Genomic DNA, 15,373 nt, shown 5'->3' with positions numbered 1-15,373 from the left:
TTATGAAAAAAATAATGTTTGTGCCTGCTTTGATCATGGCTATCTTGCTGGCATGGGTGATGCCTTACTCAACAGTACAAGCCGCATCATTAAGTGATGGTACATATTCGGTGAATTACACCGTGTTGAAAGCAGAGGGCAATGCCGTCTCAATGGCAAATGATTATTGGCTTAAGCCGGCAAAGGTCATTGTGAAAAATGGCAAGCTGACTGTACAAATGACCATTAAGAACAGTAGCTGGGTCACTGAATTTAAAGTGCCTAGTAATGGCGGTTATACCGACACACAAGTCTTATCGACGAATAAAAGTGCCAATACACGTCTTGTTCAATTCAATGCTCAAAGTATATCAAAACCAATTAAATCAAAAATTCATGTCACTGTAAAATCGGCTGACTACGATCATGATTACACGATTCAACTCAAATTTGATGAAAGTAGCATCAAATCATTGTCAGCAAGTGGTTCGAACGAATCTACAAGTGAAAGTAAAGAAGAGACAAAAACATCTTCATCCCAAGAGCAATCAACAGACAAGTCTTCTGAAAAGAAGGATGTAAAAAATGAGGAAAATCCTCAAACAGGTGATAACAGCCACATGGGTTGGCTTCTCGTCCTTGTGATATGTTCTGGAGGATTTTTAGCTAGAAAATTTGTGATGAAGCATTAAGAGAAGGGAAGTGTCACCACTTGAAACGTCTTTTACACCTTACGACAGCTAGCCTACTGCTTTTATTCAGTTTGCTGACTGCACTTCAGATTCCAGCAGGAACTGCTCAAGCTGCATCGCATGCAGATGGTGAGTATACTGTAGGATTCACCATTTTGAAGAATGATTCAACGGAAGCATCGATGATGGATACCTATACAGAAAAACCGGCGAAATTGACTGTAGAAAAAGGAAAAATCACTGCATTTTTAACGCTTAAACAAAGCAAAGAAATAACAGATTTTAAAGTGGAACAAAATGGCGCATTGGTTGACACTGTGACGGTAAGTGAGGATGTAGAAGCGAATACCCGAGTCATCAAATTCGATGTCGCAGATTTATCTTCAAAGCTAAAAGGCTGGGTGAAGATTTATTGGGATTTAGGCAGCTTTGTCTATGATGAAGCATATGATGTTCAGCTTTCTTTTGATCAAAGTAGTCTGACGCTCGTGTCACCTGCTGATCCGGATGATAGTACGACAACACCGGATGACGACAATACAACAAAGCCTGACGATACCACAACAACACCGGATGACGACAATACAACAAAGCCTGACGATACCACAACAACACCGGATGACGACAATACGACAAAGCCTGACGATACCACAACAACACCGGATGACGACAATACGACAAAACCTGACGATTCTTCCCATCAAGGAATCAAAGATGGCGTGTATCGTTTGAGCTATGAGGTGCTAAAAGGTGATACGGATGAGGCATCTCGTATGAACCAATACTTTTCTCATCCCGCATCTTTAACGGTGAAAAATGGTAAACAAACGGTTTCCTTCACTGTAAAGGATGATGCGTCAGTTGCTTCTGTTAAAACAGAACAAAACGGTACTTATCAAGAAGTGAAAACAGTGAGTAAAAATGAAGCGAAAAATACAAGAGTGGTTTCTTTTGAAGTAGCTGATCTTTCTAAAGCTGTCAAAGGAAAGGTTCATATTGTAGTGGCAGCTGCTAACTACAATCAAACGTACGACATTCGCTTCAAATTTGACCCGAGCAGTATTCAAGCGCAGGGTGATAACTCAGTAGATGAAGAAACACCGACAACAACACCAAATCCACCAACAAAACCAGAAACAACAGATGGTGGATCGAATCAAGAAGCAGTTGAACTTAAAGATGGTGTATATCAGTTGCCATTCTCAATCAAACAAGCTGATAAAGATGAGCTTTCTCGGATGAACGATTATGTTGTTAGTCCAGCTACATTGGTTGTGAAAAACGGACGTCATTACGTGTCCTATACAATCAAGAACAGTTCTGCCATCACAGCTTTTGAAATTGGGACGGCTGGAAAATATGAGAAGACACTTGTTGCGTCAACTGATGAAAAAGCAGATACACGTATTGTTCAATATGAAGTGAAAAGTTTAAGTAATGATCAATTTGCCCGTGTGAAAATTGACCTGCCAGCTGCAGGTTACCACGAGCAGTACGAAGTAAGACTGGACTATGACACAACAGGTATTGCTCTAGGAGAAGGAAGCGGTATCGCAACGGTACTTGGTGAAGATGATAGCATCAACTTTAACCAAAATCCAAATGAAAACGATTCGCAAACAACGCCATTAGTGAACCTTGAACCAGAAGAGACAGGTGCAGAGGAAATGACATACAACCGTACAGATGATGAATCTGAGACATCAGCAGCAGTTGAAACAAATCCGAAAACTGGAGATGCCTCTGTGATGTGGATCTATGCACTTCTATTTGCAGCATCAGCCTTCGTACTCGTCAAAAAATATCGAGCACGTACGCTATAATATACGTTTCATTGTGTGATGCGCCTTCATCCATTGGCGCATCCACTCTCTTTTTTTGAAAGGAGGATGCGCTTCTTGAAGCATCAAACGCTGTTTGCCGTAATCGGCACACTCATTCTTGTCCTCATGGCGGGTTGCAGCCATACGGCTGAAAGTTCAGCTAGTAGCAAGGTGGATACAGAAAGCAAGACACGTGTAGTGGCAACGACAGTTGCAGTCACCGAAATGATGGATGCCCTTAAGGTGGATCTTGTCGGGGTGCCAACAAGTCAAAAAAATCTACCTTCAAGGTATCGCGATCTGCCAGAAGTCGGGAATCCGATGAGTCCAGACATGGAAATCATTCAATCACTTCAACCGACAGATGTCCTATCTGTCACCACCCTTAAATACGACTTAGAAAAATCCTTTAAAAATGCAGGTGTCCACACGACATACCTGAATCTTGAGAGTCTGGACAAGATGGGTCAAGCCATCACCAAGCTTGGGAAAAAGTACGACAGAGAGAAACAAGCGAAAGAGATTGTTTCATCTTTTGAAAACAAAAAGAAAGAAATGAAAGAGAAAACAAAAGGAAAGAAAAAACCAACGGTTCTTATTTTGTTAGGTGTGCCAGGTAGTTATTTAGTTGCAACCGAGAATTCCTATATTGGCGACCTTGTGCGAATTGCAGGTGGCGACAACATCGTTAAAGGAGAAGAAATGGAATATTTGGCTTCAAATACTGAGTATTTACAAAAAGCCAATCCCGATATTATTCTTCGTGCTGCTCATGGTATGCCGGATGAAGTCGTTAAAATGTTTGATGAAGAGTTCAAAAAGAATGACATTTGGAAGCACTTTGAAGCTGTCAAACAGAATCGCGTATATGATCTCGAAGAAAGTCTTTTTGGTACGACAGGTAATTTAAAAGCGACAGAGGCTCTTGATGAGCTTGCCCGTATGTTATATCCATAATGAGTTGCTTATCTTATTCATAAAAGGACGTTCAAGATGAAAAAAACAGGATTTCTTTTTCTTATTGTGAGTGCATTGCTGGTGGGGATGTTTATTTATTCAGCAATCACTGGAAGTATTCACGTGACACCATTTGAGTTAGTCGAAGGTTTGGTTACAGGGCAAAATGCACAAGTAGACATCATCAAAGATTTACGGATTCCTCGTATATTAATCGCGCTATTTACAGGAGCAGCATTATCCGTATCTGGTGTGCTTTTGCAGTCTGTGATGCGGAATCCGCTAGCAGATGCAGGGGTTATTGGCATTTCATCAGGTGCCAGCTTTTTATCTCTAATTGCCATTACAGCACTTCCCCAATTTTATTTCTATTCCCCTCTCTTTTCTGTATTTGGTGGTGCGCTTGCCTGTTTCCTGGTGTATACCTTGTCGTGGAAAGGCGGACTAAGCCCGATCAGAATGATTTTGGTGGGGATTGCCATCAACGCCATGTTTACAGGTTTAACAGAGGCATTTGTCACGATTTGTAGCTATTTCAATGTAACGATCAATCAATCAGGTCAATCTAACCTCACAATGAAAACATGGAACGATGTTCGATTGGTTGGCGTCTATGGTGTCGTCGGTCTCGTCGTTGCGATGTTCTTTAGTAAATGGTGTAACTTGCTCTCGCTTCAGGATAAAACGGCAAAAAATCTAGGAATGCGTGTGACGAGAATGCGTGTATTCATTTCCATTACAGCCGTTTTGCTTGCAGCAGTGACAGCGGCAGTGGCAGGTGTCATTTCGTTTGTTGGTCTTTTGATCCCTCACATTGCAAGAAGGCTTGTTGGTTCCAATCATCGGGTGCTGATTCCATTTTCTGCGCTGAGTGGCGCTTTGCTCATTTTGACGGCTGATACTTTAGGTCGAACGCTGGTGGCACCGAATGAGATTCCAGCATCCACCATCATGGCTGTGATTGGCGGACCATTTCTCATCTTTTTATTAAGAAGGAGTGATCGAATTAATGGACATTCATGAGGTTTCCTTTTCATATGACCAGAAGAAGGACATTGTCCAAACGATCACGACAAGTATTGATATGGGGAAAGTGACGACGATCATTGGGCCGAATGGTTCTGGTAAATCAACACTGTTGTCATTAATGGCACATAACCATTTACCAAACAAGGGGCATATTTTATTAGATGGGCATCAGATTCATACTTATAAACCGAAGGAATTAGCGAAGCGATTAGCCGTTGTTCATCAACAAAATGAAGCGCCTGGTGATTTGACAATTGAACGAGTGGTTGCGTTTGGCAGAACCCCTCATCAATCAATTCGTGGAAGCAATCGGCTTGAGGATGAAAAGGCGATAGAGTGGGCGTTATCAAGCACAAAACTACTTGATAAAAGAAAGGTGACGCTTGACTCACTCTCAGGTGGGGAACGGCAGCGGGTGTGGATTGCGATGGCACTTGCACAAAAAACCCCTATCCTATTTTTAGATGAACCGACGACCTATTTAGATATTTATTATCAGTTTGACATCCTAGAGCTCATCCGAGAATTAAATGAACAGCATGGCTTGACCATCGTGATGGTACTGCATGATATGAATCAAGCTGTTCGCTATAGTGACGTGCTGATTGCGTTGAAAAATGGGCAATTAATGACCAAAGGACGACCAAGCGAAGTTTTAACCGAGGACATGGTGAAGCACATTTACGGTGTCTCTGTGACCGTTAAACAAGATGAAGACACAGGGATGTATATCGTGCCTGTTGGTATTTAAAGGCTTTGCAAAAGCAGGTGAGAAATGTGAAACAAGCAAAAAAACAACCATCGAAAGGAACACGCCTTTTTCAACGAATGTTCACGTTTGTGTGTATATGTGTTTTTGTGTACAGCGGAATTGCCTTAGGAGCCGAGCTGCTCGGTTATTACCAGAATCGCAAGGTACTTGCTGAAGCACAAACCATGTATGATCGTCAGACAGCGACAACTGAACAGCATGAAGCGGGGAAGGTGCGTTCTTCATTTGATGAACTTCTTAATGTGAACCAAGATATTGTTGGCTGGGTCGACATGAAAGATACAATGATTCAGTATCCAATTGTACAGGCGAAGGACAATGCGTATTATTTAACCCGTAATTATTTAAAAGAAGGTACTCGCGCTGGAAGCATCTTTATGGACTATCGCAATGATGCATTAGAAGAAAGTCCAAATACAGTCTTATATGGACATCGTATGAAGGATGGATCAATGTTTGCTGGGTTGAAGAAATATTTGCAAAAGGATTTTTTTGAAAGTCATCGGACCTTTCATTACGATACGCTCTACAAAAGCTATGAAGCAGAAATTTTTGCAGTCTATGAAACGACTGTTGCTTTTGATTATATTCAGACGGATTTCAGTGATTTGGGAGAATATGCACATTATCTTCAAGACGTTCGGAAAGAATCTATTTACAAAACGGATACAGACGTTTCAACGGATGATCTCATTCTCACCTTATCAACCTGCGATTATGTACTAGCTCCTAAGAGTGGTCGTCTTGTGGTTCAGGCGAAGCTGAAGGAAGTTTAAGAGAAAAGGAGAGAAAGAAGTTTGAGATTCATACGCACAGTCATGATGTGTTTGACCATGATGCTCCTCATTGCAGGATGCAGTCAAACGTCCTCTACAGAAAAAAAGACAGGGCAAGGCTCTTTGCAAATAAAAGATTTTTCCGACAGAACATTGTCCTTTGATTCAACACCTAAAAGAATTGTCGCTCTATCAACAGGAGATATGAGCATCGTCTATGCACTTGGTGAAAAGGTAGTTGGGCGCCCATCAGCGGATTTACCTGCTTCATTAAAAAAAGCGTCAGATATACAAGAAGTTGGAACAACCCATCAATTTGACCTTGAGCTCATCACAAGTCTTCAGCCGGATGTCGTACTAGGTCACGAGCAACTGAATGCAAAGGATGTTGCTTCCATTGAAGGAATTGGATCGCAAATGCTACTGACAAGTGTGAACTCTGTGAAGGACATCCAAAGACAGATTACACTGTTCGGTGACCTACTAGACAAAGAGAAAAAAGCGAAGGCACTGAACGAAAAAATTGAACAACGAATGTTGGGCGTTCAAAAAAGTAAAAAGGCGATTCGGACACTGGTTGTATACGGGGCACCAGGCACTTATATGGCAGCCCTGCCCAATTCATTAAGCGGGAATTTACTTGAACTGGCTGGTGGCGCAAATATTGCTGCTGATGAACCAGCACTAGAGCAATTTCCACAATATGCTCAGATAAATGCTGAAAAGGTGATTGAGGCAGATCCAGATCTCATTTTGCTGATGACGCACAGCAATCCTAAGGATGTAAAGGCAGGATTTATCAGTGAAATGAAGCAAAATGCAGCGTGGCATGATGTAACAGCTGTGAAAGAAGGACGAATTGAGATTTTGCCCAATGACTTATTTGGGACAAACCCAGGCATAGAAGTTATGGACGCACTGGACTATCTTGAGAAGAAATTGAAGCGGTTGGCAGTATGAGGCTAGATGTAGACTTTGATTTCCAAAAAAGACAATCAAGACGAAAGTGGCTATTTCCCTGCTTATTGATTTCCTTATGCATCGCTGTATTTCTTGGGCTTGCTCTTGGCTCGGTCCATTTATCCTTGTCAGATGTGATCTCTGTATTCACCTCTTCGACCAATCACGTTCATGAGAAAATTGTGATGGATTTAAGGTTGCCTCGTGTATTACTTGGTCTATTAGTGGGCGCTTGTCTAGCAGCATCAGGAGCCATTTTGCAAGGTGTTATCAGAAATCCACTGGCTGATCCAGGGATTATCGGTGTGACAGCGGGCGGAGGACTTGCGGCAGTGCTATGTATGCTTGTCTTTCCACAGTTAGCTTATTTACTGCCAGTTAGTGCCTTTCTCGGTGCTTTTTTAGCCGCATTTGTTGTATACATGTTGTCTTGGGATCAGGGGGCATCACCGCTTAAGCTGATTTTAGCTGGGGTGGCGGTGAACGCATTACTTGGTGCTGTAATGAACGGTCTGATGGTGCTTTACAGTGACCGAGTACAATCCGTTTTACCTTGGCTTTCAGGAGGATTAAACGGAAGAAGCTGGCATCATGTCAGCTTTATGTCACCATATGCACTTGTTGGACTGTGCCTTTGTTTCTTTGTCATTAAACCAATCAATCTCCTGCTTCTAGGAGATGATGCTGCACAATTATTAGGACAAAGAATTGAGATGACCCGTTTTTCCTTGATCGTCCTTGCCGCTCTTTTAGCAGGTGCGGCTGTCAGTGTCAGTGGGCTTGTCGGCTTTGTTGGACTTGTCGTCCCGCATTTTATTCGTCTGCTTATTGGAGATGACTACCGGTATTTGTTGCCACTGTCCATATTAGGTGGAGCTGTACTAGTGGTCTTTGCAGATACAGCGGCACGTGTATTGTTCTCTCCGATTGAACTACCTGTTGGCATCCTGCTTGCCTGTTTAGGAGCGCCTTTCTTCCTCTATTTATTAAAAAAGAAAGGGAGGGGCTAACATATGGATGTGATTTTACTCGACCAAGTATATCTCAAGCAAGGGGGATTCCAATTATCCTCTGTATCAGCAGCGGTACCAAAAGGCAAGATCACTGGCATTATCGGTCCTAATGGTTCTGGGAAATCCACCTTTATTAAAGCTGTGGCACGACTCACTCAGGCTGATAGCGGAGCGATTTTTATTAATGGAATGCAGCAGGCGACGATGACGGCTAAGGACATTGCAAAAGAAGTGGCTGTACTGATGCAATCAAGAACAACCATTCCGGCAATGACCGTAAGAGAGCTAGTTGCATATGGACGGACTCCGCATCGATCGTTTTATAAAAGACAAACCAAGGAAGATCGTGAAGCGATTGATTGGGCGATGGATGTGACGAATATTAGAGGAAATGAGAACCGCCTCCTTCACACGCTGTCTGGAGGAGAAAGGCAAAAGGCTTATATCGCCATGGCGCTAGCACAACAGACAGACACACTCATTCTCGATGAACCTACCACATTTTTAGACATTGCGCATCAGCTCGATTTACTTGAGCTTTTGAAGGACCTCAATAAAACACATGGATTAACAGTGTTAATGGTGCTTCATGATTTGCAACAGGCCGCAAAGTACTGTGATCGGCTCATTGCGATGAAAAGGGGCTCTGTTCATCAGATCGGTACACCAAAAGAGGTGTTCACTGCTGATTTTTTTGAAGAAGTCTTTGGGATTCAAGCAGAAGTTCATTTGGAAGGGGCGCATCCGCTCATTATTCCAATTGCTTCGATTCAACATAAAAAGGGAGATGAAAAGAAGATGATCATTGTTAACAACCAAGTAAGAGTTGAAAAAGGAAGTGCCGATAAACTCGTTCAACGCTTTAACAAACAAGGGCAAGTGGAGTTTATGGAAGGATTTTTAGGCATGGAGGTTTGGGTGACACAACAGACAACAGATTATGATGAAGTAACCATTCATACACGCTGGAACCGAAAGGAAGACTTTGTGAACTGGACAAAGAGTCAAGCTTTTGGCGAAGCACATTCACATGGGAAAGCCAAACCTGATGGTCTTCTAAAAAACAAGATTACTTATTACGAAGTACAAGTGACAAGACCAGCACTTCAAAAGAAAGCATAATATGACATAAAAAAGGCGCCGCAAGTAGACGAGCAGCGCCTTTTTTTATTGGGGTGAAAATGGCTACGTCACATAAACTTGACAAAGCTTTCAAACAATTGACACAATACCTCCCAATTTTTAGGTAAAAATTACTTTATTTTTGAATTACATCGGTGTAAAGTACAGGTATAAATAACTAACCGAATGAAAATCAAGAGTATACTTTCACTTGATGAATCATTTCAATAGACTCATTCATGTGAAGTGTTGAACAAACAGTGAACTTTATGTGAAGTTTTGAGCATGATGGAATGTTCATTGACGTTCGGTGTAAAGGAGGATGCCAAATGGTGAGTGAGTTATTTTTAGCAAGATTTCAATTTGCCTCAACGACATTATTTCATTTCATTTTTGTTCCTATGTCCATTGGCTTAGTGTTCATCATTGCTGTGATGCAAACACTATATGTCATGAAGAAGAAAGAAGTATATAAAAAAATGGCAAAGTTCTGGGGGCACCTTTTCCTGATCAACTTTGCAGTAGGGGTCGTCACCGGTATTTTACAAGAGTTCCAGTTCGGGATGAACTGGTCAGATTATTCAAGGTTTGTCGGTGATGTATTTGGGGCTCCGCTTGCCATCGAGGCGTTGCTAGCATTCTTCTTAGAGTCTACTTTTATTGGACTGTGGATTTTCGGTTGGGATCGTCTACCGAAAAAAATTCATTTATTGTGTATTTGGCTTGTTTCCATTGGGACCATTTTTTCGGCTTTTTGGATTTTGCTTGCAAACTCTTTTATGCAGGAGCCAGTTGGGTTTGTCATCAAAAATGGACGAGCAGAAATGAACGATTTTGGTGCGCTTGTGACAAATCCACAGCTATGGGTTGAGTTCCCACACGTCGTTTTTGGTGCACTTGCAACGGGTGCTTTCTTTATTGCAGGTGTCAGTGCCTATAAAATGCTGAAAAAACAAGAAATGGCATTTTTCAAAAAGTCATTTCAAGTGGCAATGATCATTGCGATGATTTCTGGTTTAGGTGTGGCATTCTCAGGACATGATCAAGCGAAGCATTTAATGCAGTCACAGCCGATGAAAATGGCCGCAAGTGAAGCACTTTGGAAGGATAGCGGTGATCCAGCTGCATGGACTCTTTTTGCCAACATAGATACAGACAAAAAGGAAAATCGCTCTGAGATCAGTATTCCATTCGCTCTTAGTTACTTGGCATACTCAAAATTCAGTGGCGATGTCCCTGGAATGCTTACGCTTCAAAAAGAATATGAAGAAAAATTTGGACCAGGAAATTATATTCCGCCTGTGAAAACAACGTTTTGGAGCTTTAGAATTATGGTCGGTTCAGGGATGCTAATGATTTTTGCTAGCTTGATCGGGCTATACCTTAGCTTTAGAAAGAAAATTGAAACGAGCAAATGGTTTTTACGCTTTATGGTAGGGATGATTGCTTTTCCGTTTATTGCAAATTCAGCTGGTTGGATCATGACAGAAATTGGACGCCAGCCTTGGACGGTCTTTGGCATGATGACAACGGCTCAATCCATTTCGCCAAACGTCACATATGGCATGCTGTTGTTCTCTGTTATTAGCTTTACAATCATGTATCTGATTTTAGCGATTTTATTAGGTTACTTGTTCATTCGTGAAATTAAAAAAGGTGCACATTCTGAAGATGACAAGCATCAAAAGGATGAAACAGACCTTTCAACAGACCCATTTGATGGAGGGGCATATCATGGCATATCTTAATGAGATTTGGTTTATTCTTGTCGCCGTATTATTTATCGGGTTTTTCTTTCTGGAAGGGTTTGATTTTGGTGTTGGAATGTCGATGCAGTTGCTTGGTAAAAACGATCACGAGCGCCGCATTTTAATCAATACGATTGGTCCTTTTTGGGATGCGAATGAGGTTTGGCTCATTACCGCAGGTGGAGCGATTTTCGCTGCTTTTCCGAATTGGTATGCGACCATGTTCAGCGGGTATTACATTCCGTTTGTCCTGCTGCTTTTAGCCCTCATTGGACGAGGGGTTGCCTTTGAGTTTCGTGGTAAGGTCGAGAAGGCTTCGTGGATCAAGACGTGGGATTGGGTGATCTTTTTTGGCAGTCTTCTGCCTCCATTCCTTCTAGGGGTGCTGTTCACCAGTATTCTGCGTGGAATGCCAATTGATCAGAGCATGAATATGTATGCTGGCTTTTCAGACTTTGTTAATGTGTATTCTGTCCTTGGCGGTGTGACTGTCACTGTACTTTGTCTTCTGCATGGGTTGATGTTTTTGACACTAAGAACAGAGGGTGATTTGCGAAAGCGTGCGAGACAGCTAGCGAAAAAGGTAGTGTTTGTTGCTTTGCCATTACTCGTTGTCTTTGTTGTTTTATCCATGATACAAACAGATATGTATACAGTACGTCCTATCGTCACAATCCCAATGACAGTCCTGATTGTCATTAGTTATCTCACCGCATTCGTTCTAATGAACAAAGAACGTGACGGTTGGACCTTCTTTTTTACAGGAGCAGGTATTATGCTCACCGTTGCGATGCTATTTGCTTCACTATTCCCGCGTGTCATGATTAGTTCATTGAATCACGCGTTTGATCTTACGATTCAAAATGCCGCATCAGGCTCTTACTCATTGACGGTCATGACGATTGTAGCGATTTCTTTGTTGCCTTTTGTGCTTGGGTATCAAATTTGGAGCTACTACGTGTTCCGTAAGCGTGTAAGTGGTAAGGAGAAAATGACGTACTAATGGATAAACGTTTGCTTCAATTAAAAGGGATAAAAGGGCTTCTTGCCCTTTTAGGCATTGTGTCGTTTATGCAAGGGGCCAGCATCATTTTTCAAGCACAATGGTTGGCACATGCCATTACAACGCTGTTTGACGGGAAAGATTTGTCTCAAGCCATTCCGTATGTTCTTTTGTTTCTTGCCGCTTTTGCGGTTCGTCACAGCCTAACATTGATTCGTGAGAAAGTGATGTTCGTCTATTCAACCCGAATTGGAGCTGACGTACGTAAACAGTTGCTAGATCAATTGTTTCGGCTTGGTCCAGCTTTTGCAAAGAAAAAAGGGACAGGGCAGCTTGTGACACTTGCGATGGAAGGCATTGCCCAGTTTCGTCAATACTTGCAGTTATTTCTTCCGAAAATGGTCAACATGGCGGTCATTCCAGCAATGGTGCTGATCTATGTGTGGATGCTTGATGGGACATCGGCTGTCATTTTGATCGTCACGTTACCTATATTAATTGTTTTTATGATTTTACTTGGTCTCGTTGCCCAAAAAAAAGCGGCAAAGCAGTGGAGATCGTATGAGAAATTATCCAATCATTTTACTGACTCGCTTCGAGGACTTGAGACCCTCCGTTATTTAGGAATGAGCAAAAAGCACCGCCGCAATATCGCTGAGGTGTCTAAACGTTATCGGCAGGCGACGATGAATACGTTAAAGGTTGCATTTCTCTCATCGTTTGCACTTGATTTCTTTTCAATGCTTTCGATTGCAACAGTAGCGGTATTTCTCGGTTTGAGATTGGTAGAAGGAGAGCTACTTCTTCTGCCAGCACTCACTGCATTAATGCTTGCACCCGAGTATTTCTTACCTGTACGTGAAGTCGGTAATGACTACCATGCCACACTAAATGGCAAAGAAGCAGGAGAGGCGATTCAGGTCATTTTAGATGAGAAGGGCTTCCAAACACAAGATGGACACGCGGTGACGTTAAATCGTTGGACAGAAAACGATGTGTTATCGCTGAAAGACATCAGTGTTCAGCACGATCTAGATGCGCCTTTATCCATTCAGCATGTTCATTTTTCTGTAAGAGGAAAGAAAAAGATTGGCATCATTGGTGAAAGTGGCTCTGGTAAGTCAACATTCACTGATGTGCTTGGCGGATTTGTCGAGCCGTCATCGGGTCAAGTTGCAATAAATGAACAGTCGCTCGTTCATTTACAAGTAGAGAATTGGCAACAGAATCTTGTTTATATGCCACAACATCCGTACTTGTTTCATGCGACATTAAAAGAGAATATTCGTTTTTATGAACCGAGTGCTTCAGATGGAGAAGTAGAGAGAGCGGCGGTTCAAGCTGGACTGACACCATTATTGGCTGAATTGCCAAACGGTCTAGATGAAGTCATTGGTGAGCAAGGGAGAGGTCTAAGCGGAGGCCAGGCACAAAGAATTGCGCTGGCACGAACCATTTTAGGCAAAAGATCGATCATGCTATTAGATGAGCCGACTGCTCACCTTGATATTGAGACAGAATATGAGCTGAAAGAAACCATGCTTCCACTATTTGAAGATAAGCTTGTATTCCTTGCGACGCATCGACTGCACTGGATGCCAGAAATGGATGAGATCATTGTTATGAATCAAGGAACTGTAGCAGAAGTAGGGACACATGAGACTTTGATGCAAAAAAAAGGCGTGTACTATGAGTTGGTTCAAGAGCAAATGGGGGAGATCACATGACAAGAGAAGGCTGGTTTACGCCTTATATTAAAGAGAATAGACGACTGTTTGCCTTGGTTCTGCTGTTAGCGGGAATTGCCGTTTTTTCTGCCTCTATGCTCATGTATACATCAGGTTATTTGATTTCTAAGGCGGCGACAAGGCCAGAAAATATCTTGATGGTCTATGTACCTATTGTGGCAGTTCGAACCTTTGGTATTTCACGTTCAGCAGCTCGATATGCAGAGAGGCTGGCAAGCCATCAGCTCATTTTGAAGATGATTGAAAAGATGAGAGTGCGTTTATATGATATGGCAGAGCGAAGCGTTGCTCATGCAAAGCTTGGAACGGGAGATATGCTTGGTTTGCTGTCAGATGATGTGGAACGCTTACAGGATGCGTATTTAAAAACCATTTTTCCGTCGATTGCAGCATTACTTTTATATGCTGCTTCAATTGGTGCACTTGGCCTTTTTTCACTTCCATTTGCAGGCTTGATGCTACTTTATTTGTTTTTGCTAGTTTTTGTTTTTCCTTTTGTGACGGTTCTGGTGAATAGAGCGCGTCAGATTCAGATGAAGCGAGGAAGAAGTGAATTATATAGTCAACTTACAGATGCGGTGATGGGGATAAGTGATTGGTTATTTAGCGGCAGACAGGCTGATTTCGTCCAAGCATATGAACAAAAAGAAGCACAACTCCTTCGTCTTGAAGCAACTAAACATCGTTTTATCCGTATGCGCCAGTTCCTTGCTCAGCTTTTGATTGGTGGTGCAGTTGTGCTGGTTGTATGCTGGAGCGGTTCACAAGTAGCCGTTGGATCAATGTCTCATACATTGATTGCGGCATTTGTACTTGTGCTATTTCCGTTAACAGAAGCCTTCTTGCCATTGTCAGATGCGGCTGGTGATATTCCTGTTTATCAACATGCTGTCCACAGGCTCAACCAGTATGAAGAAGAATCTTATCAGATGAACGAGGTGTCATCAGGGCAAGCCTTGTCGTCAGATGAAACAGCGGCGGTTTGTTTTGATCATGTTCATTTTTCTTACGATGATCATCATGAGGTCCTACATGACTTTTCCTTTTCGTTAGAGCAGGGTGAAAAACTTGCATTGCTTGGGAAAAGTGGAGCGGGTAAATCGACCATTCTCAAGTTGTTGGAAGGCGCTATTAATCCTAATCAAGGTTCAATTACGTTAGAAGGAAAGTCTGTGCAGGACTTGCAGGGAGTGATTTCTGAGCATGTATCTGTCCTGAATCAACAGCCATATTTGTTTGATACTTCGGTCATTAATAATATTCGTCTAGGTTCGCCTGAATCAACAGATGAACAGGTAAAAGAGGCCGTCAAACAGGTCAAGCTTCATGATTATATTGAGTCATTGCCAGAAGGTTATCGTACAGGAGTTCAAGAAACAGGTGTCCGCTTTTCTGGTGGAGAAAGACAGCGTATGGCATTAGCACGTATTTTACTTCAGGACACACCGGTTGTGATTTTAGATGAACCAACAGTGGGGCTCGACCCACGTACTGAGCGGGAGCTACTTGCGACGATCTTTCAAGTATTGAAAGGCAAAACGGTCATTTGGATCACACATCATCTGACAGGGTGTGAGGCATGCGACAAGATTTTATTTATAGAAAATGGTCAAATCGAGATGCAAGGCAACCATCAGACATTGATGGAGAAAAGCCAGCGCTATCAAAGGCTTTATCGCATGGATCGACCACTTTCATTTAGATAGAAACGAGTAAAAACGTTCGAACAAATGGTTGTCCGAACGTTTTTT

At 42.3% G+C, this 15,373-nt stretch carries 13 protein-coding genes; all 13 read left to right on the top strand.

The window, feature by feature from the left end:
* Window positions 1–2 precede the first annotated feature (2 nt).
* The 13 genes from isdC (at window position 3) to cydC (ending at window position 15,328) form a co-directional block, all read left to right on the top strand.
* Window positions 3–671: a heme uptake protein IsdC gene (isdC, locus tag ACQKEZ_RS09175; RefSeq protein WP_427300069.1), complete on the top strand. Its 669-nt coding sequence runs from the start codon at window positions 3–5 to the stop codon at window positions 669–671.
* 20 nt (window positions 672–691) lie between these two features.
* Window positions 692–2,494, top strand: coding sequence for an NEAT domain-containing protein (locus ACQKEZ_RS09170; RefSeq protein WP_427300067.1), 1,803 nt, complete (start codon window positions 692–694; stop codon window positions 2,492–2,494).
* Between the two features lie 66 nt (window positions 2,495–2,560).
* A complete protein-coding gene (gene isdE, locus ACQKEZ_RS09165) occupies window positions 2,561–3,451 on the top strand; it encodes a heme ABC transporter substrate-binding protein IsdE (protein WP_427300065.1) in 891 nt (296 codons plus the stop codon).
* 36 nt (window positions 3,452–3,487) lie between these two features.
* Entirely contained in the window at window positions 3,488–4,474 is a 987-nt protein-coding gene (locus ACQKEZ_RS09160) for a FecCD family ABC transporter permease (protein WP_427300063.1), read from the top strand.
* The gene (locus ACQKEZ_RS09155) at window positions 4,461–5,231 is read left to right on the top strand and encodes an ABC transporter ATP-binding protein (RefSeq protein WP_427300061.1); all 771 of its coding nucleotides are present in this window, start codon (window positions 4,461–4,463) and stop codon (window positions 5,229–5,231) included. Before ACQKEZ_RS09160 ends, ACQKEZ_RS09155 begins: the two co-directional genes overlap by 14 nt.
* A gap of 26 nt (window positions 5,232–5,257) precedes the next feature.
* A complete protein-coding gene (gene srtB, locus ACQKEZ_RS09150) occupies window positions 5,258–6,028 on the top strand; it encodes a class B sortase (RefSeq protein WP_427300059.1) in 771 nt (256 codons plus the stop codon).
* Window positions 6,029–6,070: 42 nt separating this feature from the next.
* A complete protein-coding gene (locus ACQKEZ_RS09145; RefSeq protein ID WP_427300548.1) occupies window positions 6,071–6,988 on the top strand; it encodes an ABC transporter substrate-binding protein in 918 nt (305 codons plus the stop codon).
* On the top strand, window positions 6,985–7,998 hold the full coding sequence (locus ACQKEZ_RS09140; RefSeq protein ID WP_427300058.1) for a FecCD family ABC transporter permease: 1,014 nt from the start codon (window positions 6,985–6,987) through the stop codon (window positions 7,996–7,998). The genes ACQKEZ_RS09145 and ACQKEZ_RS09140 overlap by 4 nt, the downstream gene beginning before the upstream one ends.
* A gap of 3 nt (window positions 7,999–8,001) precedes the next feature.
* Complete coding sequence (gene isdG, locus ACQKEZ_RS09135) at window positions 8,002–9,123, top strand: heme oxygenase (RefSeq protein WP_427300056.1); 1,122 nt, start codon at window positions 8,002–8,004, stop codon at window positions 9,121–9,123.
* 332 nt (window positions 9,124–9,455) lie between these two features.
* Window positions 9,456–10,871, top strand: coding sequence for a cytochrome ubiquinol oxidase subunit I (locus ACQKEZ_RS09130; protein WP_427300546.1), 1,416 nt, complete (start codon window positions 9,456–9,458; stop codon window positions 10,869–10,871).
* Window positions 10,858–11,874, top strand: coding sequence for a cytochrome d ubiquinol oxidase subunit II (gene cydB / locus ACQKEZ_RS09125; protein ID WP_427300054.1), 1,017 nt, complete (start codon window positions 10,858–10,860; stop codon window positions 11,872–11,874). The genes ACQKEZ_RS09130 and cydB overlap by 14 nt, the downstream gene beginning before the upstream one ends.
* Window positions 11,874–13,601 (top strand): thiol reductant ABC exporter subunit CydD, encoded by a 1,728-nt coding sequence (gene cydD, locus ACQKEZ_RS09120; RefSeq protein WP_427300052.1) that lies wholly within the window; start codon window positions 11,874–11,876, stop codon window positions 13,599–13,601. The genes cydB and cydD overlap by 1 nt, the downstream gene beginning before the upstream one ends.
* Window positions 13,598–15,328, top strand: coding sequence for a thiol reductant ABC exporter subunit CydC (gene cydC, locus ACQKEZ_RS09115; RefSeq protein ID WP_427300050.1), 1,731 nt, complete (start codon window positions 13,598–13,600; stop codon window positions 15,326–15,328). Before cydD ends, cydC begins: the two co-directional genes overlap by 4 nt.
* Window positions 15,329–15,373: the final 45 nt, after the last annotated feature.

This window comes from Bacillus sp. NPDC077027 (assembly GCF_050269555.1).
Classification (GTDB): Bacteria; Bacillota; Bacilli; order Bacillales; family Bacillaceae; genus Bacillus.
The sequence above is the reverse complement of the archived record's forward strand: the minus strand, read 5'-3'. Positions and strand labels throughout refer to the sequence as shown.

What these genes read in the sequence shown, in the direction of transcription:
- ACQKEZ_RS09145 (WP_427300548.1), top strand. Translation starts at nt 6,071, where the DNA reads ATGATGTGTTTGACCATGATGCTCCTCATTGCAGGATGCAGTCAAACG.
- isdG (WP_427300056.1), top strand. Translation starts at nt 8,002, where the DNA reads ATGGATGTGATTTTACTCGACCAAGTATATCTCAAGCAAGGGGGATTC.
- cydC (WP_427300050.1), top strand. Translation starts at nt 13,598, where the DNA reads ATGACAAGAGAAGGCTGGTTTACGCCTTATATTAAAGAGAATAGACGA.
- cydD (WP_427300052.1), top strand. Translation starts at nt 11,874, where the DNA reads ATGGATAAACGTTTGCTTCAATTAAAAGGGATAAAAGGGCTTCTTGCC.
- isdE (WP_427300065.1), top strand. Translation starts at nt 2,561, where the DNA reads ATGCGCTTCTTGAAGCATCAAACGCTGTTTGCCGTAATCGGCACACTC.
- cydB (WP_427300054.1), top strand. Translation starts at nt 10,858, where the DNA reads ATGGCATATCTTAATGAGATTTGGTTTATTCTTGTCGCCGTATTATTT.
- ACQKEZ_RS09160 (WP_427300063.1), top strand. Translation starts at nt 3,488, where the DNA reads ATGAAAAAAACAGGATTTCTTTTTCTTATTGTGAGTGCATTGCTGGTG.
- ACQKEZ_RS09155 (WP_427300061.1), top strand. Translation starts at nt 4,461, where the DNA reads ATGGACATTCATGAGGTTTCCTTTTCATATGACCAGAAGAAGGACATT.
- ACQKEZ_RS09140 (WP_427300058.1), top strand. Translation starts at nt 6,985, where the DNA reads ATGAGGCTAGATGTAGACTTTGATTTCCAAAAAAGACAATCAAGACGA.
- isdC (WP_427300069.1), top strand. Translation starts at nt 3, where the DNA reads ATGAAAAAAATAATGTTTGTGCCTGCTTTGATCATGGCTATCTTGCTG.